Here is a 24,384-nt window from a genome sequence, read left to right as displayed (position 1 = left end):
GGAGAAGCATAACTGCCGGGTCTGAAGCTCCAACGACAACGTGCTCGTCGAAAGACACCGCATTCGGTGACGATATGTGGTGACGCTGCGAGCCGCAATGTGGCGTCGAGGCAAGGCAAGTTCCGCATGCGCAACAGATGTGAATCGTCGATAAACCTCGTGGCGGATAATGGGCCGAAGCGGCTAATGGGCCCAGACCAAAAGGTACGCAGCCGGTTACTCCCCTTGTACCCGGGGGTACGTCGTCATTATGCTGCCGGGGAATAGACGGGCGCCAAACGGATAAGCCCGAGAGCAACCGGGTTGGCAGAAACGGGAGCGTGGTAAGTCCAATTGTCCGCCCGAGTCAGCGGTTTGGACTGGGCAGGTGAGGCGCAAGGGGATCTGTTGGACAAGTGGATATGAGAACGCGGAAAAAGCGAGTAACGGGCGGTAATAGTCCGTATAGGGATTCAGGATTTGCCCTAACCTGAAAGGGTGCAGACTTCCGCGTGGTGCAGTTGTCGCAGGTCCACGTTTGAGATTCATCGAGGGGAAGCTTGTGAGAGACCGGTATCGCTACGGTTCAGCGCCCTTCGTCTCAGCGATGAGGCGAATCAACAATGTGAAGCTTGCGAAGGGCTCGTGCCGTTAGCGAGACCGGCGTCAGCGCGACGCTTAATGCTGTGCTCGAGCGCAGTGCGGTGAAAATCGCATGCTGCGTTCTTCGGGGGCCCCGCTGCCGTAAGGCAGTGGGGCGACCCACTACGAGAAACGGATCAAGGGCTCGCTTGGCTATCTCAGCCCCATCGAGTACCGAGAAAGCCTCGGGCTAACGACGTAAATCAGTCCAGGAAAATGTCCGCATCCCCGTTGGGTGAGTTCTGCGCGGACATCAACAGAAACCTTCAAAGCGTAGGCTGGTTGAAGTGCGAGGAAGCGCGGCGTAGTAGTAGCGGCGCGCTCCTAACCGTTCCCATCGGGATCCGTATCCCCGTCACTGCTTCATCGTGCCGGTTGTGTTCGAGTTTGACGCGCCTTGGGGTGACATGGCGTTCTGACGCTTCTGCATCAATGTGCCGCTGGCGGGCTTCGTTTCGCCAGCATTCGCTGCCCGGCCCATGTTCTGGCCGGCATTTCCAGGCTGCGACTGTTCGGCACTCGGGTTCGCTGGTTTCGCACTGTCATTGCTGGTTTGCGCGTATGCGCAGGTACTGGCGAAAACGGAAATTGCGCTTGTTGCTGCCACTATCATCTTCATGGTCGTCTCCTGTCTGGAAAGTGCTTTTGGCATCTCCGATCTAGGCGCAGCATTGCCTGTGCCTACAGGCAATGACAACCGCAGCGGCGAGACCCGAAGGCGACAGCCAGCGACAGGAGCGGCACTTTCTCGGACTCAGCGATACCGTCGACCGGTTTTCGCAAAGCGCGCAAAGGGGTGTGTCGCGGGCCTGCCTTTTGGCGCCTGCGTGCCATCGCGCATCAAGGAGCACAGCCATGACTTCGACCCACACATCGGGCTCGGGTGTCGACGTCCGGACAGGTGCGCCGTCGGTGTACGATTCCGACGCGCCGCGCTCGGAGCCTTGCCGTGCGTTGCTCAAGGCGGCCGCGGCTGGGGGCGCAAGCTTTCTCCACACGCGGCTCGCAGCCGCACAGACCACCGCGCCCGCACCACACGATCAAGCGGTGAATCGGGAGCGGCAGCCGCAATTCGACGTCGCGCACAACGCGACGACCGCCGACGTGATCGTCGAAACACTGCTCGCATGGGATGTCGATCATGTGTTCGGGATGGTGGGCGATGGAATTAATCCGCTCATCGAAGCGCTGCGCAAACGTGAGGACCGGATCCGCTTCATCGGCGTGCGCCATCAAGAAGCCGCCGCGGTCATGGCAAGCGGCTGGGCCAAAGCGACGGGGCGCCTCGGCGTATGTGTGGCGACGACCGGCCCGCGTGCCGTGCATCTGACCAACGGCCTTTACGACGCGCATCTCGATGGCGAGCCAGTGCTGGCCATCACTGGACTAACCTTCCACGACCTGCACGGCACCCGCTTCCAGAAGAGCGGGAACGCGCCGGCGCTGATGGACGATGTCGCGCTTTTCAATGTCGCCGTCACGGGCCTGCGGCATGCGGTGGTGGTGACCGACCATGCGTGCCGCAGCGCGCTGGGTCAGCGCGGCGTAGCGCATCTTGCCGTGTCGAAAGACGTGCAGGCACAGCGGCTCGCGGACGATAAAGCGTCAATGCGAAACCATGGCTTGCGCACCTCGGCCGCGTGGAGTCGTGCCGCTTCGACGCCGGCGGGCGCGGACGTGCGGGCCGTCGCCGCAGTGCTCAACGCCGGCAACCGAGTCGCGAGGGCGCTAGGTGCGCGCGAAGAACTTGAGCGGGTGGCCGCACGGCTCAATGCGCCGGTCGCGAGGGCGTTGCTTGGGCGCACTGTGCTGCCCGACGACTCGCCGTTTTCGACGGGTGGCATCGGTCATCCCGGCACCGTCCCATCCGAGGATGCGATGCATCGTTGCGACACCGTTCTCATCATCGGTTCGACGATGCCTTGGGTCGATCCTACCCCAGCCCGGCGCCGCTCGCGGCGTGCAGATCGATCTGCGGTCTGAGCGGATCGGCCTGCGCTTTCCGGTCGAAGTCGGGCTGGTGGGCGAGACGAAGGAAACGCTGCATGCGCTGCTGTCGTTGCTGCGGCAAAAAGCGACGCATGCCTGCGCGACATCCAAGCCGGCGTGGCGCAGTGGAACGCGCTGCTCGAGCGCGTGGCCGCGGTAGAGCGCAGCCCATTGCGGCCGCAAAGCGCGATGCGCGAGATCAGCGACGCGCTCGCGCCGGATGCGATCGTCTGCCTGGATTGCGGCGCGAACACCCATTTCGCGGCACGCATTTCTCACGCTGCGACGCCAGCAGCAGCTGATCGCCGCCGGGATACTCGCGACAAGGGGTCCGGGCCTGCCGTTCGCGATTGCGGCGCAGTTCGCGAGCCCCGTCCGCCAGGTCGTTGCCATCGTCGGTGACGGCGGCTTTGCGATGCTGATGGCCGAACTCTCGACTGCGGTGAGGAACCAGCTGTCATTGAAAGGCAATCGTAATGCGCAACAACATGCTCGCCGAAGTCGTGTTCGAGCAGAGGAATTCCGCAATCCACCTTATGGCTGCGAGCTCGGCGGCATCGATTTCGCGCAGGTCGCGATGGCGTGCGACGCCCATGGATTCCGATGCAAGGATCCGGCAACGTTGCGCGCTTCGATTGCCGCGACGCTCGCCTCTCGACGCACGGCGCTGCTCGAATTGCACGTCGATCCGGCGGAACCGATCAGCATGCCGCACCAGTTGAAAGCCTGAGGTCTTCGACAGCTCGATGATGGTCGCGCACGCACACGGTTCGCCGCCAACAGCTGTATTCAACGTCGCGTGCGCTTTCTTTTCTTCGGTTTCGGCGGTGAAAGCGCGACGCTCCAGTAACTTGCAGCCGCGCGTTTCGCCGCTGCGGTCGCGCGTCCGCGCGCGGAGCCGGCCACTGCATTTGCCCCGCTCAGCCACATGCTGAGAAACGGATTCTTTTTCACCCAAGGATTTTTCATATCAGCTCCGATCGAAGAAGCGGTTGTGCTGCTCGGCGACTGACGTGCGCAAGGGCGATGCCCGCAAGCGAGCTGTTAAAGAGTGCCCTTTTTCGAACCGCCCTCACACCAGTTCTGCCGCAGCGGTGGCCGCCTGGTCTGGCGTGCCAGTGTGTCGCGGTAGATGCCGGGCACCGCGGCCAGTTCAGCCGGCATACCTTGCTGGACGATCTGGCCGCGGTTGAGCACCACGATGCGATCGAAGCTTTGCAGTGTCGAAAGCCGGTGAGCGATTGCCACCACCGTGCAATGTTTCATGAGCCGATCGAGCGCCGCCTGGATGGCGATTTCCGACGCCGTGTCGAGCGCCGAGGTCGCTTCGTCGAGCAGGAGAATCGGTGAATCCTTGAGGATAGCTCGTGCAATTGCGATGCGCTGGCGTTAGCCGCCGGACAGTTTGAGGCCGCGGTAGCCAGCGATGGCATCAGCCCGCCAGGCATCGCCGCGACGAAAGCGAGGCAGTGGGCATCCTTGCACGCGCGGCGCACGTCGGCCTCGGGCTTGATGGACTTCGAGCGGCGCTGCCCGCAGAGGCTCGGGCATCGAGTGCGGAATCAGCAAGGTTTGCGAGGCTTCACCCAGCCGAGCAACGCGCTGCGTCAGATCGATGAACGCGACTGCGATATCACGCGAACCGTGCAGAATCACGAAGTCGAGCGAGCCCACCAGAACCGCGTCGCCGGTAGTCGCCCGTCCGATGCTCTATAGCCATACGGTCCAGCCGAGCACGGAGGCGGAAAGAACAGAGGTGGCAAGCGCATGCACCTGCCTCAGCTTCTCGAGGTACAGCAAGCTGCGTCTGCACGCAGCGCTCTCGGCTGAGAGCCGATCGTCGAAAGCGCTGCCGTTCCAGCACCATCGCGCGGAATGCGCGAACCGGGCACATATTGCTGACTGTGGCTGACGCGCACGTTCGTGGTCACGCGGCCGTTTGACCGACGGTATTTGTGAAGTATTCGTATACACCGACGAGTACTGCGATGTGCCGCGTCTGCCGCGAGAGGGCCGACAGCTGCGCCGCGGGCATGTCTGAAGCGAGCCTGTCGCCTGTCGACGCGCTGAGGGGAGGCTACTGCGCTGTGGGGGCATGAGCCCCCTCGCTGACGCTCCTTCTGGACATGCTAAAGGATTCCGTTTTCGTGTGAGCTACCCGCTTGGTCCTCACGTCAGGTGATTGCCACCCGTCACGCCGTACACCTCGCCGGTCACAAAGCTCGACTCCTGTGATGCTAGCAGTACGTAGACGGGTGCAAGTTCCGCAGGCTGTCCGGGTCGTTTCATCGGCACTTCGGAACCGAATTTTTCGACCTTTGCCTGCGGCTGACCGCCGCTTGGCTGTAGCGGCGTCCACACCGGCCCCGGCGCGACGGCGTTGACGCGGACACCCTTGCCGACCACCTGTTTCGCGAGTGCATGAGTGAAAGCAGTGATTGCCGCCTTGGTCGACGCGTAATCGAGCAACCCCGGACTTGGCTGATAGCTCTGGATCGACGTCGTATTGATGATGGTTGCGCCCGGTGGCAGATGTGGCAATGCGGCCTTGCACAGCCAGAACATTGCGAAGACGTTGGTGCGGAAAGTCGCTTCGAACTGTTCCGTTTGCAGCTCAGCAATGTTCTCGACGTATGTCTGCTTGCCCGCGACGTTGACCAGAATATCCAGGCCACCGAGTTGTTCGACTGATTGATCGACAAGCTGTGTGCAAAAGGCTTCGTCGGCGATATCGCCGGGGAGCGCGATCGCGTTGCGACCAGCTTCCTTCACGAGTTGGATGACTTCCCGGACATCGGCTTCTTCGCTCGGCAGATAGTTCAGCGCCACGTCGGCGCCTTCGCGGGCAAATGCGATTGCCACCGCGCGGCCAATACCGCTGTCGGCGCCGGTAATCACCGCTCGCCGGCCCGCCAGCCTGCCAAAGCCCTTGTAGCTGGTTTCGCCGTGATCGGGCTGGGGAATCATCTGCTTCGCGAGGCCGGGTGCCGGCTGCGGCTGTCGTCCGAATGGCGGTTGCGGATATTGCTTCGTTGGGTCCTGCATGGAGAACTGATCTTTAGTGTCGGACATGAATGGACTCCTTGAGTCTGTCTGTGGCGAGTGCCGCGGCGTTGGCGTGCAATACCCGGAACTCCGGCGAGCGAGCAACACTTATTCCCAGGCGGAAGCGCTGTGCGGCCATGCGCAAGGTCTATAGTTTGCCGCGCGCTGCCAGTTCGACGATCCGCTCGGCAGTCCGACATGTGATCGCCTGAATGGTCAGAGAAGGATTGACCCCCTACTGTGGAAACACCGAACCATCGCATATCCACAGGTTCGGAATATCCCAGCTCCGGCAGTCCGCGTCGACCAGGCTGGTGGATGCGTGCTCAACCCCTGCGAGCCGTGCCGTTCAGATGAAGATAGTCGACACCGTTGACCCGTCCGGCGTCGTCGGTCACGATACGGCCGGCCATCGCCAGATCGCGTATTTCGGCACCCGCGCCCACCGCGCGAGCAATCCATGAGTGCGCTCTGCTTGGCATCGGTCGCGCATCCCGACGTGCAAAAGCCCCGGCCGATGGAGTGCGACGACGCTGCCGTCCGATTTCCGTGAGATACGCTCATGGCAACATCCGAGGCGATCTCGACATGCTCGTCTCCAGTGGGTGCTCGATCATCAGGCGACCGCCGGGAACGTGCCATGCTCACACCTGCGCTGGACTCGAAAAAGCAAATCGGTCATGAGGCGCGACATGTTTCATCACGAGCTGGAAAACGAACTCCGGCATTTGGAGAAGGTTTTGCCGCACGCCGGCAAAGGCCCATTCCCACATACGTACTGGCGCGATCGCATCGCGGCGCTCTCCGGCGTCGAGTCGAATGCGCTCTACCGATCGCGCATCGCCCGCCTGGAAGAAATACTTTCGGCGATGGAAAAAAGGCACGCTTGCGTTCGGCGATGCGGCGCGAGGGAGCCGCATAACTGAAAACGACTCGGTGCCGTCGGCACGCACGTGCGGCCGGAGCCTTTCGTAGTGAAGCAGAGCGTAAGCAAGCGCACCCAGCTCAATCGTAAGACCGCGCCGAGCGCCCCTAGCGCGCCGCGCGGCGCGACCTCGGCCGACATTGCCGCAACGCAAGCAGCAGCGTTGAGCCGAGCAGCAGCGTCGCGATCGGAAACGTGCCTGCGGTATTGAGCGCGATTTCCGTCGGCCGTTCACCGAGCAATTGCAGCCGGCGCCGGGTCATCTGCGTGCCCAGCGCCTGCAGTTCGCTCTTCAGCAAGCGCTCCGCGTCGGGCAGCAGGATCGTCTCCTCGTCCGCGACGTGGTGCACGACCTCGCGTATCAACTGATGAAAGAGCCCGTCGTACGCCGCGTTTTCCGGGCCCATCGCACGCAGCTTTGCGATCGTCGCGCGCATCTCGTCGTGCTCGGGGCGGCTTTTCGCGAGCGTCTTGTCGTGGCCGAGCGCGCGCTCCAACGCCGGATAGAAAATCTCTTCCTCCAGTTGCGCGTGAATTTCGAGCGCGGCGCACACGCCGTTGACGATCGCTCGTTTGCGCCACCACGGCGTCGATGCGTGGTAACGATGGGACGCGGCGAGCACGTGCATATGGTCCAGGCGGATCATTGCGGTGATCGACGGTGATACCGATGAGGTGTTGTTGGGCATGGCTGTTCCTCTCGAAACTGGGTGGGCGCGCCGACCGTCGCGGTGACGCGTCGCGCGTTGGCTCGCGGGTTTCCGCATCCCGCATGCCCGGCGGGTGCGTGCAGCGGTCCACGTGCAGGCGATCGACGCTCGCCGCGCCATGCTCGAGTTCCGCCCGTTGCGGCGGAGCAGGCGCTGAACTCGACGGACAGAAATGAGCCGGCGCCGTAGCGCCGGCCCACGCATCGCGGAGCGCGAACACGCCGCGCGCGCCGAACCTGAAAGCGCTCGACGACCCGCGTATGTCGCGTGCCGTCACGTTACCGCCTGGCTTCGTCGAGGTTCGCTGCGGAGCGACCGAGAAACTGCGTGACCGTCTGCGGCAGGTGCTCGAACAGCCACTTCGCCATCGCGATCTCCTGCGGCAGGATCTGTTCGCAGACGCGACGGGTTTCGATATCGCCGGCGGCATTGGCGGCGGCGATCAGCGTCGTGTAGGCGGCGATTTCGACGTGCTCGAACACATAGCCCGCCATGCCGCCCTTCACGACCTCATCGCTGACCGCCATTCCGCTGGCGCCCTGCATGAACGCGGTCATCCGCGCCGACAGATTTTTCGTCGCCGATGGACCGCTGCCCAGCCGGTCGAGGCAGCCTTCCAGCAACGTCTGATGCGACAGCGTTTCTTCGAGGTGCCGGTCGATCCGCTCACGAAGCAGCGGATAGAACTCAAACCGCTTCGACTGAGCCTTGAGCATCGTCTCGGCCTGTTTTTCCATTGCATAGGCGTCGCGCAGCCAGTCGACGACGTATTCCTGTGGGGTGGCCATCACCTGCTCCTGAGCATGCACAGGGGGATTACTCAACGTCGTTGGTGGGCGGAAGCGTACTGCCCAACTCCGCGCCGGTAGTCGGATCGCTCGACGGGTCGGAGCGCAAGCGCGTGGCCATCGCGGTGACCGCGCTTTCCTGCTGCGCTTCGAGGCCGACCGACGCGCTGCCGTCACCGCCGTCCGCGGTCGGCGCGCCGATCGTATCGATGTACGCGGCCGTCCAGGGCACGCCCCCCGAGTTGGTCAACGGCGGCCCGCCGCCGTACAACACCTGGGTGACGTGACTGTCGTTGCCGGCGCCGTTGAGCCTGCGATACAACTCCGCCCGCTGCTCGACCGCTTCGGCGAGTTCGCCCTTCGCACCGCGGTTGAGTATGGCGACGATCAAGCCGATGATCTCCAGGTGAATGAGTTCTTCGGTCGCGATATCGAACAGCATGTCCTTGCGCCTCGGATCCTCTTTCGCGACCGCTTGCGTGAAGTAGCGCATCGCGGCTGCCAGTTCGCCCTGCGGTCCGCCGAACTGTCCGAGCATCAGGTTCGCGAGACCGGGATTGGTCGTGCCGACGCGAACCGTGTATTGCAGCCGTTTGTTGTGCATGAACATAATTGACCTCCATTGACGTTAAGTGCTGAGGGTCGTGCATCCGCTGAACCACGCATGCGGAGGGCCGCCCGTTGCGAACGGCGCATCGGCGATTACGCATGGGCCGTTTTCGGCACGCCCGGGTGGCGCGGCTAGCTGAACATGGTTACGCGATTCACTACGACGCGTTCGGCCCGGACCTGTTCGCTGAGTAGTTCTTCGCGCGGCACACCAATGCGCGCCCGATGCGTTATCCCACTGGCACGCAGGGCGCGTGACTGGATCATTCCCGAAGGCGGCGCAACGTACCGCTAGCCGCGGTGCGTGGGCACCCGCCATGCTAAGTAACGTCTATCCGCAGCCATCACGCGTCGGGGAAGTGAAGCCGACGCAGGAGAAGGGCGGCAGTGACGCCGCGAACGTTGTTCCGTTGATGGTCCGGCGCATATGCGCTGGCTTCTTTCGTGCGCATTGGCCGAAGCAGCCTGACCAAGACAGCGCTGGTTACGAGCGCGAAGCGTAAGTAGCGATAACTACGGCGTGGGCACCGCCAGCGCACGGTGCTAAATACCGGAAGGCAATAGGACCGGACATGTGCAAAGTTTTGCTCGTAGATGACGACGCCCAAATGCGTGCGGCGTTGGAAGCAGCGCTGAGCGCGAACGGCCATGCGGTAGCAGGCGCGCAGGACGGGCTCGCCGCGCTGCGCGCCGCGGTGGATCGGCCCCCGGACATCATCGTCTGCGATGTGAACATGCCCTATCTGGAAGGCCCGGACGCAATGCGAATCCTCAAGGCGCTGCCGCGCTTTCGCAGCGTACCGGTGATTCTGATGTCCGGCGCCGAACTACCGGACACGCGTCTCGCGCGCGCACAGTTGCGCAAACCAGGGTTCGTGGACCGGCTTCTTGAACTTATCGACGAGCTAACGCGGCAATCCGCGCGGGTCGCGCCGCAACCTGCGGAGCGGCCGCCAATTCTCGCCACTGCCAACGAAGGCAAATGGAATCCGTTGCTCGCGGCTGCTTCATTGGGACCGTCGGGCCGTACACGCTGCGCCTCCAGCATCTGCCGGGGAATCGAATTGATGCATGCGCAAGCTGCGCGGATCGCTCACATGCGCGCTGCGGGAATTTCCGTCGAGGAGTCGGAAAAACTGTATGAGCGGCTCGTCGATAGCGTCGCGAGTCTGGTCCAGTGTCTGCCCATCGAAGCGTCTTTCAGCACGCGCCGACGAGGGCTCCGCAAATCGGCAGCCGACTGATGCAGTGAGCCTCCTTGTTGCAGGCGGTAGCGGCGAGCAACGGGCACAGCGCCTGCGCAACGCTCGTGCACACTGCGAGGAGCCATGCCATGCCGAACCTGCCCCATACCGCCACCGATACGGATCGCGACACCAGCATCGACACGGACGACGCGCAAGCCGCGGGCCACGCGTCGCCGCACCTGGACGATAAGGAGCGCGATCAGGCGTCCGAGCATAGTTCGCCGCGCGCGCTGGTCATTCACGAAATCATCCGCGAGGAAGGGGAGATGGCGCTCGGGCGCGCTCCGCTCGCGCTGCTGTGGTCCGCGCTGGCCGCAGGGCTCTCGATGGGCTTCTCGTTTCTCACCGAGGCGGTACTGGAGAATAAGTCGTCTTCCGCTCACAACGGGGTGTCGTTGACCGGCGCCGCCGGGTATTGCGTCGGCTTCATCATCGTCGTGCTGGGGCGCCAGCAACTCTTTACCGAGAGCACGCTGACCGTGCTGTTGCCGGTGCTGACGCGGCGCAGCCTACGGGTTGCGGGCACAGCGCTGCGGCTCTGGCTGATCGTGCTCGCAGCCAACATTGCAGGTACCTGGTGCTTCGCGGCCATCCTCACGCTGCCGACGACGTTCGCGCACAAGTTCGCACCGGTTCTCGATCATCTCGCCCAGGCGCCGTACGAGTCGGATTTCTTTTCGACGATGATCAAAGCCGTGCTCGCCGGCTGGCTTATCGCGTTGATGGTGTGGCTGCTGCCGAGCGCGAAGTCGGCCGCTGTCCTGATCGTCGCGGTGATCACCTATGTGGTCGCGGTGTGCGATCTGTCGCATATCGTTGCCGGGTCGGTCGAGGTGGCTTATGCGGTTTTGCGCGGGCACGCCGCGCTGCAGGACTACTTCGGGCGCTTTTTTGCGCCGACGTTGCTCGGCAATGTGGTGGGGGGCGTCGCGCTGGTCGGACTGCTCAATCACGCGTCGATCGCACCGGAGATGACCGGCCGTGATTGACGCGGGCAACGCCGCGCGCGCCGGACGTGAGCCGCGTCGGTCCCGCCTGGCGGCGCGTAGTTCACGCCATCTCGGCCTTTACAAAGCGCGCCATGAAGGTGCGCGTGCTGCCGTCCGGAAACATTACCGCGACCTGCTCATCGGTGGCGAACACTACGTGGCCGCTGCCGTATTTGCGCACGCGCACCGCATCGCCGCGGCCAAAGCGCGCTTTTTTTGCCGCTTGGCGCCGCGGCGATTTGACGGCGGGCTTCGCGCTTTGCGCTTCAAACGTCGCTTCGACCGGATTCAGACAGTTATCGCAGGTACCGCAGCGTTCGAAACCGTCGGCGTCGTCGAAGTATTCGAGCAGCACGCGCCAGCGGCAGCCGCCGGTTTGCGCGTAATCGACCATCTGTTCGAGCGCGGCGCGGTCGCGGCTCGCGAGCTGCGTATAGCGCTCGACAGCGGCGTCGATCGCATCGTCGCGGTTGTCGCCGGGCTGGCCCGCACGGGCGCCGCCCGCTTCGCGCAGCCGATAGCGTTGCTGCCGGTCCCGCGCAACGTGGCGGGTATCGGTCAGCATCTTCAGCGCGACCGCGAGCTTGTTGCGGCCCACGTCGGTTACCGCGTCGAGCAACTCGCGCGCCGACATGCCGGCACCCGCACCGGGCGTGCGCGCGCACTGCGCGAGCGCGTCGCAGATCCGGCGCAGCAGCGCGGCGTCCGGATAGCGGCCCAGTGCGAGAAACTGCTGCACGCGCCGGTCGTTCAGATCGAACAGCAACTCGCAGCGCGCGGGCTCGCCGTCGCGTCCGGCGCGCCCGGTTTCCTGGTAGTACGCATCGAGGCTGCCCGGCATCTGATAGTGGACGACGAAACGGATGTCGGGAATATCAATCCCCATTCCGAACGCGTTGGTCGCGATCATCACGCGCAGCTCCCCGGCCGCGAAGCGCTCCTGCACGTCGTGCCGTTGGTGCGCGGACATGCGGCCGTGATAGCAGGCCACCGCCGCGTCCCACTCGCGTACGCTCGCGGCCAGCTGCTCGGCTTCGCGCACCGTCGCCGTATAGACGATGCCGCGGCCGTGTTCGTGCGCGAGCAGTTCGCGCAGCGCCGCCGCCTTCGCTTCACGCACACGCGTGGACGCGCGTTGCCGTCCACCTGCCACCGATACCTGGCTGACGCGGTAGTGCAGATTGTCGCGATAGACGCCGGTGTTGACGATGCGCGGCTCTTTCAGACCGAGCGAGCGGACGATGTCGGTACAGATGTCGGGCGTCGCGGTCGCGGTCAGCGCGAGCACCGGCGGCCTGCCGAGAGCTTTCACCGCATCGACGATGCGCAGGAACGCCGGGCGGAAATCGTGGCCCCACTGCGACACGCAGTGCGCCTCGTCGACGACCACCAGTTCGATACGCGTGTCGTCGCGCTCGCGCAGCGCGTCAATCAATTCGGCGTGGCTCAGTTGTTCCGGCGTGACGAACACGATGCCGCTGCGGGCGCTACGCAGCGTGTCATAGGTGGCGTGCAGCTCCGCAGCCGGGACCGTGCTGTTGATCCGCAGCGCGTCGATGCCTGCGTCGCGCAGCGTGTCGAACTGGTCTTTCATCAACGCGATCAACGGCGACACGACCAGCGTCCAGCCGTCCAGATGCAGCGCCGGCAATTGATAGCAGAGCGATTTGCCGGCGCCGGTGGGCATCACCGCGAGCGTGTCGCGCCGTTCGAGCACGCTGCGGATGATGTGCTGCTGGCCGGGCCGCAGCTTCGTGATGCCGAACACGTCGCGCAGCGTTTTACGCATCGCATTCAGGCGGCCGGCCAAGGCACGCAGGGGCGGAGTGTTGGTCATCGGATCAAAGTGCTAAGCGTGTTGCGGGCGCGTGACGGGGCGTGAGTGCCAGTGATTGCGGACGGACAGTGCCGGGTGGCGCCCGGTATTCGGCGCGCTGGCGGCCGCTATCTGACGCAGCGGGGGAGCAAGCACTGTACCCATGCGGACACGCCGATCCCGTCGCAACTTTGGTGTTCGCGCGCCGGGATGACCGTCCCCAACCGTTCCAACGTGAGCGAGCTTTCCGCTTTTAGCCCCTCCACTTCCGCGATAGATACGGCTAGGTATGAGTGATGCTCGGCTCGGACTGAGCCGACGTGCGGTGGCGCACTTCGCACGCAGGCCTCGAAACGACTCAACGGAGGGCAAGATGAAATCCATGACCAAGACAATCCTGGCTTCGACACTGATGATGGCGCTGGCGGGCGGCGCCTATGCGCAGGCCGGCGGCGCAGGCGGAGGAGGTGGTGGTGCCGGCGGCGGCGCGGGAGCGGGCGCCGCCGGCACCGCGGGCACCAGCGGCAACGGCACCAGCGGCTACGGCACCGGCGCGGGCTCCGGAAGCGGGATGGGCGGCGCGGGCGGCAATGCAACCGGCGGCGCGTAATTCGCCGACGCAGAGCCCTAGCGCTTTGCACAACAACGCGCGCCCGAACACGGGCCACGGCACCAACGGTGGTACGGCTGGCGCGCCGCAAAACGGCCAGTAAGCCTCGACCTTTAGCGAACTCTTACCGGAGCGACCCATGTGCAGCGATCACACCAACAGCGAAGGCGATCATGAAGGACAACCCGAGCATCGAAGCGCGCCGGATGACCTATCCCCGACCCGCCGCAAGGTCGTTCAAAGCGCGGCGGCGGGCCTGGCCGCGATGTTCGCCGGCAATGCGCTCGCCGCCGGGGCGGTCGTGCCGGGCGTGACCGGCACCGCGGGCGCGACGCCCGACTCCGCACACCGGGCGAGTCCCGGCAACGAGGCCGGTAACGCATCGCCCGCGGCGGATACGGGCACACCGTTGCGCGACCCACGGGGCCTTTACCCGCACCCGCCGTTCTCCCCTCAGCAGCAACCGTGGCCGGGTCTCGCGAGCCGCATGACGCCTCGTCCGGACCATGGCGAATCGAGCTATCGCGGCTGCGGTCTGCTCGCGGGCCGTAAGGCGCTGATCACCGGCGGCGACTCGGGCATCGGTCGCGCGGCGGCGATCGCGTTCGCGCGCGAAGGCGCGGACGTCGCGATCGTCTATCTGTCCGCCGAGGAACCCGATGCGCGCGAGGTCATCCAGCTGATTCGCGACGCGGGCCGCAACGCGCTCGCGCTTCCCGGCGATATCCGCGACGAAGCATTCTGCAAGCAGGCAGTCGAGCGCGCGGTGAACGGCTTCGGTGGACTGGACGTACTGGTCAACAACGCGGGACGTCAGCACAGCCACGACTCGATTCTCGACATCAGCACCGAGGATTTCGACTGGACGTTGCGCACCAATCTGTACGGAATGTTCTGGCTTACCAGGGCCGCGATCCCGCACATGTCGCCGGGCGCGGCGATCATCAATACGAGTTCGGTCAACGCCTACGATCCGTCGATCAACCTGCTCGACTACGCGATGACCAAGGCCGCGATCGCGAATTTCACCAAGTCGCTCGCCAAGCAGATGATCTCGCGCGGCATCCGCGTGAACGCGGTCGCGCCGGGGCCGTTCTGGACACCGCTGCAGGTGAGCGGTGGACAGACACAGAAGAACCTCGAACAGTTCGGCGCGCAGACGCCGATGGGCCGGCCGGGCCAGCCGGCCGAGATCGCGCCGGTATACGTCGCGCTGGCGATGGCGCGGATGAGTTATGTGACCGGGCAGGTGTATGGGGCGTCGGGGGGCTCGGGGCAACCGTGACGTAGGTGGCGGCGCGAGTGCCGGGCGAGTGAAAGGCCACTGCGAAAGACCGCTCAACCCGCGGCCTCGCCTGCCTTGACGGCCTCCGGCACCGTCTCCGCGCCAGCCGCAAGCCGCGCCCGAAAATACCTCGCAGTTCTCAGCAATCCTTCGTCGAGCGAAGTAGCCGGCTCCCAGCCGAGCAGCTCCCGCGCGCGCGCAATATCCGGTTGCCGGTGCCACGGATCGTCGGCCGGCAACGGCCGCGCTTCGAGCGTCGAACTCGATCCGGTCACCGTGACGATCCGCTGCGCGATCTCCCGCATCGAGACCTCGTGCGGATTGCCGAGATTGACCGGCCCACCGGCATCGTCGCCGCTGTTCATCAGGCGGATAAACGCGTCGATCATGTCGTCGACGTAGCAGAACGAGCGCGTCTGCGAGCCGTCGCCGTACACGGTCAACGGCTCGCCGCGCAGCGCCTGCATCATGAAGTTCGACACCACCCGTCCATCGGCCGGATGCATGCGCGGACCATAGGTGTTGAAAATCCGCGCGATGCAGATCGACAGACCATGCTGCCGCCGGTAATCGACGAAAAGCGTCTCCGCGCAGCGTTTGCCTTCGTCGTAACACGAACGCGGGCCGATCGGATTCACATGTCCCCAGTAGTCCTCTTTCTGCGGATGCACGAGGGCATCGCCGTACACCTCGCTGGTCGACGCCTGAAAAATCCGCGCCTTCACGCGTTTAGCAAGCCCGAGCATATTGATCGCGCCGTGCACGCTGGTCTTGGTGGTCTGCACCGGATCGTACTGATAGTGAATCGGCGACGCGGGACACGCGAGGTTATAGATTTCGTCGACTTCCACATACAACGGAAAGGTCACGTCGTGGCGCATCAGTTCGAAATTCGCGCAGTCGAGCAGGTGCGCGATGTTGTCCTTGGTGCCGGTATAGAAGTTATCGACGCACAGCACGTCGTGTCCTTGCGCAACCAGCCGCTCGCACAGATGCGAGCCGAGAAAGCCGGCGCCGCCGGTAACCAGAATCCGCTTGCGGGTGAGTTCTTTCATGATCGGTGATCCTTATGATCGTCCGGGCGAGTCAACGCGTTACGCGGTGACCTGCAGCAACGTGTCGTGCCAGTCTTGTGCAAAACGGTCGATATGGAAGCGTTCCAGCGCGGTGCGCCGCGCGCCGTCGCCGAGCCGGCGCGCTTCGGCGGGATCGCGCAGCAAGGCATGCATCGCATCGACCAGCGCGTCGACATCGGTATGCACGAAGCCGTTCTCGCCGTTGCGGATAACGGTCGCCAGTTCTGCGGTCGCGAGTCCGACGATCGGCATGCCGATCGTCATCGCCTCGACGATCGCGAGGCCGAGACTGGTCCAGCGGATCGGATTGAAAAAGAGCCGGTAGCGCGAGGTGAACGCGGCCAGTTCCAGATTGCCGATTTCGCCGATGCCGGCGAGCCGCGCCGCGTCCATCCCGACCAGATCGAGCGGCACGCGGGTGCGCGTTTCGTTGAACACGTCGGCGCCGAGCCGGCGGCCGCGCTGCGCGAGATGATTGACGACCACGACCCCGCGTTCGAGTTCACCGCTATAGCGCACGCCGTCAGGCACCACCACACCGTGTTCGATTACGCGCGTCGGCGTGACGCCGCTGTCCCACATCAGCCGGTTGAAATGCGTGACGTGCACCAGCAGCGTGTTCGGATCGTCGACCCAATGCCATTGCTGAAAAGGATTCTCCTGCGGCGGATCGTGCTCGACGTAGACGCGCGGCAGACGCTGTTGCGCGGCACTCAGCACCTGTTCGCGGTCGCGATCCCAGTGCGCGCGGTGCTGATACAGGATAACGTCGAACTGCTGACTGGGAACCTCCTCGATCGATACCTCGTGCACGTTCTTGCCCCACGGCAGTACGCCGACCTTGCCCGCATATCCGGGCGGATGGCCCGGTTTGGTGACCAGATAGAAGTCGTGCGGCGCCTGGCTCAGGTAGTACATGTAGTTGCCGTGCACGTGCCAGGTCAGCACGCGCAGGCGGCGGCAGTTACGCAGCATGGTGCAGCTCCTGGAAAGTCAGCGGATCGGTGCATACCTGCAGCGTGCCCGGCGCGCCCGGATGCGTATCCGGCACCCGCGCGAGTTGCGCGCGCGCGGCCTCGACCACCGTTTCGACGCCGATGTTCCGCGCGCACGGATGACCATACGGACAGTCGCGGAACATGCACGGCCGGCACGGCGGATAGTCGGCGAGCACGCGGTGCAGCAGGTGATCGAGCGGCGCCCAGCGCCGCGTGTCGCTGCCGCACGCGATCACGACAGAGGCCGTTTCCAGCGCGGCGGCAATGTGCGAGATGCCGGTGTCGTTGCTGACCACGAGGCGTGCGTCGGCGACCAGCGCCGCGAGCGCGCCGAGCGAGGTCGTGCCGGCCAGGTGCAGCGCGGGCGCGCTCATCGCGCCGAGCACCGCGCAGGTCAGCGGCGCTTCGGCGGCGGTGCCGGTGATCGCGATCTGCCAGCCGTCGGCGGCGAGATGATCGGCGAGCCCCGCGAAGCGTTCGGCGGGCCAGCGCCGCGACGGCAATTGCGCGCCCGGATGCACGAGCACGAGGCGCTGCGCTTCGATCCCATGCCGCTCGCGCAGCGCCGCGTACTCGTCGCGATCATGGTCGGTGAGCGGGAAGCTCAGCTTGCGGTCGTGTGCCGGCGCGCCTAGCGCGCTCATCAGCGCGAGATAGCGTTCGGGTTCGGGCAGCGTGTCGGGCCAGTCGATAAAGCAGCCGGCGCGGGGGCGTTCGTCCGGTTGCACGAAGCCGGCGTCGGCGCGTGCGCCGAATTGGCGCAGCAGATCGTTCGCGATGCCGCCGCTGCCGTGCAGCTGCATCGCGAGATCGAAGTGTCGGTCGCGCATCGCGGCAAAGAAGTCGGGCAGGCCGTCGTTGGTCTCCGGCTGCTCGGGAAACCCGAGCGCGCCCGGAAACACGATCAGTTCGTCGACGAGGTCCGCATAACGTTCTACGAACGTCCGCGCCCACGGCAGGCCGATCAGCGCGATATGGGCGTCGGGCGCGGCCGCGCGCAACGCCCGGAGCGCGGGCACCGCGCACAGCATGTCGCCGAGCTGCAGCGCGCGAAACACGACGATACGGCACGGCGCGAGCGCCGCCAGCAGCGAGGGTGCGGTCATGGAAAGAACACCTTGAAACGGATGGCGCCGTACAGCCGCCAGAAGATCGATAGAAACGGAATCGGGATCGAGGTCCAGACCATCTCGGCGATGTGGCGCCAGCCGTGGTTGCGCCGGCGCAGCCGCAGCACCGAGAAATAGCCGGTCAGCGCGCACCATGCGAGCCAGCCCGCGGTCGCCACCGCCGCTTGCTGCGCGAACATCCCGCCGACGGCGACCAGCGCGGCGATGAGGATCGCATAGTACAGCAGCGGCGGACGCGAGCGAATGCGCGCGCGAAACAGTTCGGGATGCTTGCGATACAGCAGCGCGTCGAACTGGCTCTTCTTCTGCTGGCTGATGCTCACGCCCCAGCGCGCGGGCCGCACCGGATGAACGACGATCGCGTCGGTCGCGCGGACGATCTTGCCGCCCGCGCTCAGCAACGTGAATTGCAGGTCCGAATCCTCGCGCCACGCGCAGGTGAAGCGCTCGTCGAAGCCGCCGGTCGCGACCAGCGCCGCATGCGAGACGAACACGTTCGCGGTCGCGAACTCGGCGCGCGCGAGGCCGCTGGTGTCGGCTTCGTAATCGGTCGGCAAGTCCGGCAGCGCCGGCAGCGGCACGACGATCGTGCCGGCGGCGGCCGCCGCGCCGTGCGAGAGGGCCGCGATGCCGGCGCTCAGCCAGTGCGGGTCGGGCAGCGTGTCGTCGTCGGTGAACGCGATCAGCGATGCGCGCCCGTGCTGCCAGCCCGCGTTGCGCGCGCCGGCCGGCCCCTGGGTGCGGGTCACCGGCACGTACAGAATTTCCAGGCCGCGCGCTGCCTGTTCCTGTGCGAAGCGTTCGACGCAGGCGCGGGTGTCGTCGTCGGGACCGTCATCGCAGACTACGATCTCGTAGCGGTCCGCCGCCAGTTGCTGTGCGCACAGCGCGCGCAGACAGTTCGCGAGCATCGCCGGGCGCCGGTAGGTGGGCACCACCACCGACACCTCCGGAAACGAGCGCGACGCTACCCCCCAGCCGGACTCTTCGGAATCCGCACTGCTGCGGCGCGCGGTGACACCGCTATGCGGCAACGGGGGACACAAAAACGTGGTGCTCATGTGCCGGTCCCCGCTTTCTCGACGAGGAACGGGCCGATTACCAGCGCGTCGAGCGGCGAGGTCCAGAACGACTCGACCGCGTCGCGTGGCGAATTGACCATCGGCTCGCCGCGCGTGTTGAACGACGTGTTGACCAGAATCGGCACGCCGGTGCGCGCGCGGAACGCGGCCAGCACATCGTAGTAGAGCGGATGCTGCGCGCGGTTGATGGTCTGCACGCGCGCGGTGCCGTCCACATGGCGCACGGCCGGAATGCGTGCGGCCTTGTCCTCGCGCACGTCGAACACGAACAGCATGAACGGCGCGCTCTGGCCGTTCACGAACCAGTCGTTCGCGTGTTCCTCCATCACGACCGGCGCGACCGGGCGGAAGTCCTCGCGATCCTTGATCTCGTTGAGCTTCGCCTGCATCCGCGGATCGACCGGCGACGCGAGGATCGAACGCGCGCCGAGCGCGCGCGGCCCGAACTCGGTGCGGCCCTGATACCAGCCGATCACGCTGCCGTTCGCGAGCAGATCGGCGGTGGTGCCGGCGATATCGTCGAGACGCCGGTACGGCACCTTCGACCAGCGCAAAAACTGCTCGATTTCCGCCTCGCCGTACTCGGGGCCGAGGTACGCGTGATCCATGCGCCAGTGGCGCGCGCGGTCGCCGTGCGCGGCCCGCTCGCGATAGTCGGTCCACAGCGCCGCGCCGAGCGCGGTGCCGGCGTCGCCGGCCGCCGGCTGCACCCACACTTCGTCGAACGGTCCCGCGTCGCGCAGCTTGGAATTCATCACGCAGTTCAGCGCGACGCCGCCGGCCATGCACAGCCGGCTCAAACCGGTCTGCCGATGCAGCCAGTTCGCCAGTTCGAGCACAGTCTCTTCGAGCACGCGCTGCAACGAATGCGCGATATCGAAGTGACGCTGTTCGAGCGGGCCGCCGCGCTCGCGAGCGGGGCCGAATCGTTCGGTCAGACGCGGCGTGTCGACTGTATAGCTGCCGTCCTGCCGATAGCGGACGATCTCGCGGAACACATCCACGTACACCGGTTTGCCGTACGACGCGAGCGCCATCACCTTGTACTCGTCCGACGAATGCAGGAAGCCGAGCCAATCGGTGACCGCTTCATACAGCAGTCCGAGCGAATGCGGCAGCTCCACCTGTTTCAGGCGCGTGTACTCGCCGCCGACGAATTGTCCCATGCTGGTCGTCACGCCTTCGCCGCGGCCGTCCATCGTCAGCACCGCGGTGTCGTCGAACGGCGCGGCGAGAAACGCGCTTGCCTCGTGCGCGAGATGGTGATCGACGAAGTGCCATGCAAAGCCGTGCTCGCGGTTCACCCGCTGAAAACGCTTGCGCAGATGATGCGGCGCGCCGTCGAGCAGTTGTCCCTTCGCGTTGGCGATATAGCTGAGAAACAGCGGGTCCCACGGGGACGCGGACGGATTGTCCAAACGCGTGCCAGCCGGATCGAACGGCAGCTCGATCGTCGCGCCCGGTTGCTTAGGCATCCCGCCGAATAGCTGCGGATCGTACGAGTAGGCGACATGATCGACATCGGCGAGCGTAATGCCGGCCGCTTTCAGGCAGTAGTCGATCGCGTCGAACGGCAATTGCCAGGTGGAAAACGGCACCGGCCGTTTCGCGTGCTTCACGTGCGTGAAGCGTTCGTCTTCGGCGGCCGCGAGCACCACGCCGTCGCGCAGCAGCGCGGCCGCGCTGTCGTGATAGACCGCATTGATTCCGAGTGTGTACATGGCGTTCGCTATGGAAGTGGGTTCAGGGGACCGCGGGCTGATCGGTCAGCGACGACGCGACGCCGTCGCTACACGGTTCGCACTGCGCGCAAGCGCTTTTCACTGGCGGGTCGCGTCGACCCGACGGTGCCTGCTCGTGTCGCAATTCCAGTGCCGCGTGCACGACTTCATCGATCGATATGCCGAGCAGGCAGGCGTGATGCTCGTGCGGACACACGCTGCGATAGCACCAGCGGCATTCGACATCGCGATACAGCACCCGCTGCGCGGTCTGCCACGGCGTGTGCTGTGGATTGGTCAGCGCGTAGAGATCGACCACCGGCGTGCCGAGCGCGGACGCGAGATGGACCGGGCCGCTGTTGTTCGAGATCAGCACGCTCGCGCGTTCGAGCAGCGCGGCGAGTTCGCCGAGGTTCAACGCGCCGCTCAGGTCGTGCAGTTGCGGGCGGACGGCGGGCACGGCCGCGCGCAGCACCGCTTCGACCAGCGGCCGTTCGCTCGCGCTGCCGGTCAGCAGTATCGGCGCGCCGGTGGCCAGTGCGAGCCGGCTCGCGACCGCGCCGAAGCGCTCGGGCGGATAGCGGCGCGAAGCGGCGGTCGCGCCTGGATGCAGGACGATCGGGGCGGTGTTAGAGGCGTGCGGGGCGTTCTGGGCATTCGCGGCGGCGGGGGTGCCGGGCATGTCAGGCCCGTTAGGCCCGATGCGCAGCGCGGCCAGTTGCGCGTCGAGCGAGCGGCGCGCGGCGGCCGGCACGTGGAAACGCATACGGGTGTCCAAGGTTCGCGCGCCGACGTGGCCCACCAGATCGAGCTGACGTTGCACCTCGTGACGGGTGCGTTGCTGCGGCTCGGGTTCGCGCAGCCAGTCGGTCAGTAAGGCGTACGGGTTCTCGCGGCAATGCGCGAGACGGCGCGGAATGCCGGCCAGATAGCACAGCATCGCGGCCGGCAGCGGACTCTGGCTGTACACGGTGAAGATGACCGCAGCGTCGAAGCGGCCGGCGCGCAGGCGCTGCTGCATCCGGCGATCGGCGGCCAGATCGTGACCACTGCCCGACGCGGGCGCGACCCACGGCGCGTCGTATTCGATCACGTCGTCGATGTCGTCGAGAAACGGCGCGAGCGCGACGCCGCTGCGCGAGCCGAGCAACGTCAGATGGCGGTTCGCGCCGGACTCGCGCAACGCATGCAGCGCGGGCGTGCTCATCAGCACGTCGCCGAGATTGTCCAGGCGCACGCACAGAATCCGCTTGACGTCGGCGCCCCAGCAGCCGGGCGGCGACGTGTCGGGCACGCGCGCGTGCGCCAGGATCGGCGGCGCGAGCGGCAGCGGCGCGTTCATTGGATCGCTCCCTTGTGGTGCGCGGCGGCACCCGCCGGCATACCGTGCAGCACCACGTGCTGCGCGGCCTCGTGCAGATTGGCGGCGCATATGCCGGGCACGCGTTGCGGGCCGACCCGCCACTCTGTCTCGTGACTGTTGTCGAGCAGCACGGTATGGCAGCCGGCGCGATTGCCCGCTTCGACGTCGTCGAGAATGTCGCCGATGAACCAGCTGTTCGCCAGATCGATTTGATGCTCCTGCGCCGCGCGCAGCAGCATGCCGGGCTCCGGCTTGCGGCAATCGCACGCGAGCGCGTAGCGCGCGACGCTGCCTTGCGGATGATGCGGGCACCAGTACACGCCCGCGAGCTTCGCGCCGCATTCGGCAAACATGTGCTGCAGGCGGTTTTCGACGTCGAGCAACGCGGTCTCGTCGAACTTGCCGAGCGCGACGCCGGCCTGATTGCTGATCACGAACAGCGTGAGCGGATAGGCGGCCAGCAGAGCGAGCCCTTCGCGCGCGCCCGGCGCGAAACGCATCAGCGCGGGGTCGGCGTTGTACGGCACGTCTTCGAGCAGTGTGCCGTCCTTGTCGATGAAGACTGCGGGTTGGGTGTTCATGGTGTTCGTGTGTAGGGGGTGGAAGTCAGCGCGACTCCTGGCGCCGAGACTTGCACTGCCACTGCGTCGCTCGCGCGGCGCACGCGTCGCGACACTCAACGGAACGCCGCGCCGCCCGCCGCGCGCAGCGGTTCATCCGCGCGCTGCGCGTGCGTATCGACCGCATCTTTCGCCGGCACGAGCCGCGCCACGCGCGCATAAAGCTGCGCAAGCGATGCGCCGACCCCACGCCACGTGAATAATGCGCGCGCGCGTTCGAGGCCCGCTTCGCCCATTCGCGCGGCGAGCACCGGATCGCGCCGCAACTGCTGCAAACGCGCGGCGAGCAGATGCGGATCGCGCGGCGGCACCAGGAAGCCGGTCAGGCCGTCGGCCACCGTATAGCGAATGCCGCCGACGTCGGCGCCGATCACCGGCGTCGCGCACGCCATCGCCTCGACCGGCGTGATGCCGAACGGCTCGTACCACGGTGTCGTCACGAATACGTCGGCCGCGCTGTAGTACTCGCGCAGCCGCGCGCGTCCGCGCCGGCCGACGAAACAGGTCTCGTCCGCGACCCCGCATTCGCGCGCGATTCCGCGCAGCCGCGCGATCTCCGGCGTGGCGATCTCGTTGGGCGCATCCGAATTGCCGCCAACCACATACAGCCGGGCCGGCGCGCGATAGGTCTGCTTCAGCACACCGACGCCGCGCACCACGTTGTCGATGCCCTTGCGCTGCACGAGCCGGCCCAGCTGCAACACGATGAATTCGTCGTGGCGCCAGCCAAGCGCGTCGCGGGCCGCCGCGCGTTCGACCGGCCGGAACTCGTCGGCGTCGAAACCGCACGGCACGATCTCGATGCGCGCGGGATCGGCGCGGTAGTGTTCGAGCAGATCGGCTTCGTCCTGCGGACATTCGGCGACGACCACATCCGAGCGCGCGACCAGTTCGTCTTCGATTGCAAAGCGTGCATCGGGAAAGCCGTCGTCGGCGCCCTGGTGGATCCGCCGCACGCGGCCGAGCGCATGGAACGTCGTGACCAGCGGCACGCCGAGCGCGTCCTTGACCTTCAGCGCGGCAAGGCCCGACATGAAGAAGTTCGCGTGCATCACGTCGTACGGCTGCTCCTCGCGGCGAAAGAAGTCGATCAGGAACGCGGCGAATTCGTCCATGAACGGCAGCAGACGTTCCTTCGGCAGTTGCCGCGGCGGCCCCGCCGGCACATGGATCACGCGCGCGCCGTCCATGACGACGCTCAGCGGGACCAGCGCGCGGTCGCGGCGCGTGAATACGTCGACCTGGTGACCCATCTCGACCAGTTGACGCGCGACGTTCGCGACATAGATGTTCTGTCCGCCGCTATCGACGCCGCCGGCGACAGCGAGAGGCGACGCGTGTTCACTGATTAGAGCGATTTTCATTGGCATTCCTTCGCGAGAGGGGCAGTGACGGAGTCGTAACGGTGCTGAACGGCGCCGAGCATGTGGTGTGCCACTGGGGTGATTGGCGCGCGTAGCGGGTCGCGATACGCGGCGAATGGAATGCGCCCGAACGCTGCAACGTGGGGCCGCCCGGACGCGCTTGCGGATGCGGCGCTGCGGAGAACCGCTGTGGCGTTCCCTGTTTCTACACAGCACTGTGTAAAAGCGAAGCGGTGCGCCGAATCTAAGGACTACGATGATTGAAGGGCGCGCTTGAAGGGCTCATGTAAGCGAGGCATCGTTGCGCGCGCATTGCGGCGAGGCGTTTTTGCCGACGCGCGGGAGCGCTGCTTGCTGCGCTCAAGCCTCGTCCGCAATCTTTTCCGCCCTGGGCCC

22 protein-coding genes and 2 pseudogenes are annotated in these 24,384 nt (G+C 65.7%); 8 read left to right on the top strand and 16 right to left on the bottom strand.

What is annotated here, in order from left to right; all coding sequences use genetic code 11:
• Window positions 1–976: 976 nt before the first annotated feature.
• Window positions 977–1,240 carry a hypothetical protein gene (locus BTH42_RS32680; protein WP_075305298.1) on the bottom strand — a complete coding sequence of 88 codons (264 nt, stop codon included), beginning with the start codon at window positions 1,238–1,240 and terminating at the stop codon, window positions 977–979.
• A 236-nt stretch (window positions 1,241–1,476) separates the two neighbouring features.
• Between BTH42_RS32680 and BTH42_RS32675 the strand changes: the two genes are divergently transcribed.
• Genes BTH42_RS32675 through BTH42_RS32665 form a run of 3 tightly spaced genes read left to right on the top strand, consistent with a single transcriptional unit; the run spans window position 1,477 to window position 3,340 of the window.
• Window positions 1,477–2,604: a thiamine pyrophosphate-binding protein gene (locus tag BTH42_RS32675; protein WP_075305297.1), complete on the top strand. Its 1,128-nt coding sequence runs from the start codon at window positions 1,477–1,479 to the stop codon at window positions 2,602–2,604.
• On the top strand, window positions 2,582–2,770 hold the full coding sequence (locus tag BTH42_RS32670) for a hypothetical protein (protein ID WP_075305296.1): 189 nt from the start codon (window positions 2,582–2,584) through the stop codon (window positions 2,768–2,770). Before BTH42_RS32675 ends, BTH42_RS32670 begins: the two co-directional genes overlap by 23 nt.
• A 60-nt stretch (window positions 2,771–2,830) precedes the next feature.
• Complete coding sequence (locus tag BTH42_RS32665) at window positions 2,831–3,340, top strand: thiamine pyrophosphate-dependent enzyme (RefSeq protein WP_075305295.1); 510 nt, start codon at window positions 2,831–2,833, stop codon at window positions 3,338–3,340.
• A 314-nt stretch (window positions 3,341–3,654) separates the two neighbouring features.
• On the opposite strand, the pseudogene BTH42_RS36375 reads toward BTH42_RS32665, so the two are convergent.
• The 3 genes and pseudogenes from BTH42_RS36375 to BTH42_RS35220 all read right to left on the bottom strand — a co-directional run.
• Window positions 3,655–4,513, bottom strand: a pseudogene (locus BTH42_RS36375) (ATP-binding cassette domain-containing protein); the annotation flags it as partial.
• A 266-nt stretch (window positions 4,514–4,779) separates the two neighbouring features.
• On the bottom strand, window positions 4,780–5,682 hold the full coding sequence (locus BTH42_RS32645) for an SDR family oxidoreductase (protein WP_075305291.1): 903 nt from the start codon (window positions 5,680–5,682) through the stop codon (window positions 4,780–4,782).
• 121 nt (window positions 5,683–5,803) lie between these two features.
• A pseudogene (locus tag BTH42_RS35220) lies at window positions 5,804–6,020 on the bottom strand (GMC family oxidoreductase); the annotation flags it as partial.
• A 327-nt stretch (window positions 6,021–6,347) separates the two neighbouring features.
• On the opposite strand from BTH42_RS35220, the gene BTH42_RS35215 reads away from it, so the two are divergent.
• On the top strand, window positions 6,348–6,581 hold the full coding sequence (locus BTH42_RS35215) for a hypothetical protein (RefSeq protein WP_075305334.1): 234 nt from the start codon (window positions 6,348–6,350) through the stop codon (window positions 6,579–6,581).
• 106 nt (window positions 6,582–6,687) lie between these two features.
• On the opposite strand, the gene BTH42_RS32630 is transcribed toward BTH42_RS35215, so the two are convergent.
• The 3 genes from BTH42_RS32630 to BTH42_RS32620 all read right to left on the bottom strand — a co-directional run bounded on the left by BTH42_RS32630 (window position 6,688) and on the right by BTH42_RS32620 (window position 8,688).
• Window positions 6,688–7,269, bottom strand: a complete 582-nt coding sequence (locus BTH42_RS32630) for a hemerythrin domain-containing protein (RefSeq protein ID WP_075305290.1) — start codon at window positions 7,267–7,269, stop codon at window positions 6,688–6,690.
• A 299-nt stretch (window positions 7,270–7,568) separates the two neighbouring features.
• Window positions 7,569–8,078 (bottom strand): ferritin-like domain-containing protein, encoded by a 510-nt coding sequence (locus tag BTH42_RS32625; RefSeq protein WP_075305289.1) that lies wholly within the window; start codon window positions 8,076–8,078, stop codon window positions 7,569–7,571.
• 28 nt (window positions 8,079–8,106) lie between these two features.
• Entirely contained in the window at window positions 8,107–8,688 is a 582-nt protein-coding gene (locus BTH42_RS32620) for a manganese catalase family protein (RefSeq protein ID WP_075305288.1), read from the bottom strand.
• Window positions 8,689–9,259: 571 nt separating this feature from the next.
• Between BTH42_RS32620 and BTH42_RS32615 the strand changes: the two genes are divergently transcribed.
• A complete protein-coding gene (locus BTH42_RS32615) occupies window positions 9,260–9,931 on the top strand; it encodes a PleD family two-component system response regulator (RefSeq protein ID WP_075305287.1) in 672 nt (223 codons plus the stop codon).
• 89 nt (window positions 9,932–10,020) lie between these two features.
• On the top strand, window positions 10,021–10,923 hold the full coding sequence (locus BTH42_RS32610) for a formate/nitrite transporter family protein (protein ID WP_075305286.1): 903 nt from the start codon (window positions 10,021–10,023) through the stop codon (window positions 10,921–10,923).
• Between the two features lie 61 nt (window positions 10,924–10,984).
• Here the strand turns inward: BTH42_RS32610 and BTH42_RS32605 are convergent, their stop codons facing one another.
• Window positions 10,985–12,760: an ATP-dependent DNA helicase RecQ gene (locus tag BTH42_RS32605; RefSeq protein WP_075305285.1), complete on the bottom strand. Its 1,776-nt coding sequence runs from the start codon at window positions 12,758–12,760 to the stop codon at window positions 10,985–10,987.
• A gap of 361 nt (window positions 12,761–13,121) precedes the next feature.
• Here BTH42_RS32605 and BTH42_RS32600 point away from each other — a divergent pair, with 361 nt between their 5' ends.
• Both BTH42_RS32600 and BTH42_RS32595 read left to right on the top strand, forming a co-directional pair.
• Entirely contained in the window at window positions 13,122–13,349 is a 228-nt protein-coding gene (locus tag BTH42_RS32600; protein ID WP_178392285.1) for a hypothetical protein, read from the top strand.
• Between the two features lie 265 nt (window positions 13,350–13,614).
• Window positions 13,615–14,634 (top strand): SDR family oxidoreductase, encoded by a 1,020-nt coding sequence (locus BTH42_RS32595; protein WP_083655022.1) that lies wholly within the window; start codon window positions 13,615–13,617, stop codon window positions 14,632–14,634.
• 53 nt (window positions 14,635–14,687) lie between these two features.
• Here the strand turns inward: BTH42_RS32595 and BTH42_RS32590 are convergent, their stop codons facing one another.
• The 8 genes from BTH42_RS32590 to BTH42_RS32555 all read right to left on the bottom strand — a co-directional run bounded on the left by BTH42_RS32590 (window position 14,688) and on the right by BTH42_RS32555 (window position 23,988).
• Window positions 14,688–15,689, bottom strand: coding sequence for a UDP-glucuronic acid decarboxylase family protein (locus BTH42_RS32590; protein ID WP_075305284.1), 1,002 nt, complete (start codon window positions 15,687–15,689; stop codon window positions 14,688–14,690).
• Between the two features lie 39 nt (window positions 15,690–15,728).
• Complete coding sequence (locus tag BTH42_RS32585) at window positions 15,729–16,685, bottom strand: glycosyltransferase family 4 protein (protein ID WP_075305283.1); 957 nt, start codon at window positions 16,683–16,685, stop codon at window positions 15,729–15,731.
• On the bottom strand, window positions 16,675–17,814 hold the full coding sequence (locus BTH42_RS32580; RefSeq protein WP_075305282.1) for a glycosyltransferase family 9 protein: 1,140 nt from the start codon (window positions 17,812–17,814) through the stop codon (window positions 16,675–16,677). Before BTH42_RS32580 ends, BTH42_RS32585 begins: the two co-directional genes overlap by 11 nt.
• Entirely contained in the window at window positions 17,811–18,899 is a 1,089-nt protein-coding gene (locus BTH42_RS32575) for a glycosyltransferase family 2 protein (protein WP_075305281.1), read from the bottom strand. The genes BTH42_RS32580 and BTH42_RS32575 overlap by 4 nt, the downstream gene beginning before the upstream one ends.
• Window positions 18,896–20,641, bottom strand: a complete 1,746-nt coding sequence (locus tag BTH42_RS32570; protein WP_075305280.1) for a carbamoyltransferase C-terminal domain-containing protein — start codon at window positions 20,639–20,641, stop codon at window positions 18,896–18,898. Before BTH42_RS32570 ends, BTH42_RS32575 begins: the two co-directional genes overlap by 4 nt.
• 22 nt (window positions 20,642–20,663) lie before the next feature.
• Window positions 20,664–21,983 carry a glycosyltransferase family 9 protein gene (locus tag BTH42_RS32565; RefSeq protein WP_083655016.1) on the bottom strand — a complete coding sequence of 440 codons (1,320 nt, stop codon included), beginning with the start codon at window positions 21,981–21,983 and terminating at the stop codon, window positions 20,664–20,666.
• Window positions 21,980–22,585, bottom strand: a complete 606-nt coding sequence (locus tag BTH42_RS32560) for an HAD-IIIA family hydrolase (RefSeq protein ID WP_075305279.1) — start codon at window positions 22,583–22,585, stop codon at window positions 21,980–21,982. The genes BTH42_RS32565 and BTH42_RS32560 overlap by 4 nt, the downstream gene beginning before the upstream one ends.
• 95 nt (window positions 22,586–22,680) lie before the next feature.
• On the bottom strand, window positions 22,681–23,988 hold the full coding sequence (locus tag BTH42_RS32555) for a glycosyltransferase family 1 protein (protein WP_075305278.1): 1,308 nt from the start codon (window positions 23,986–23,988) through the stop codon (window positions 22,681–22,683).
• Window positions 23,989–24,384: the final 396 nt, after the last annotated feature.

The sequence above is a fragment of the Burkholderia sp. SRS-W-2-2016 genome, from assembly GCF_001931485.1.
Lineage (GTDB): Bacteria > Pseudomonadota > Gammaproteobacteria > Burkholderiales > Burkholderiaceae > Paraburkholderia.
The sequence above is the reverse complement of the archived record's forward strand: the minus strand, read 5'-3'. Positions and strand labels throughout refer to the sequence as shown.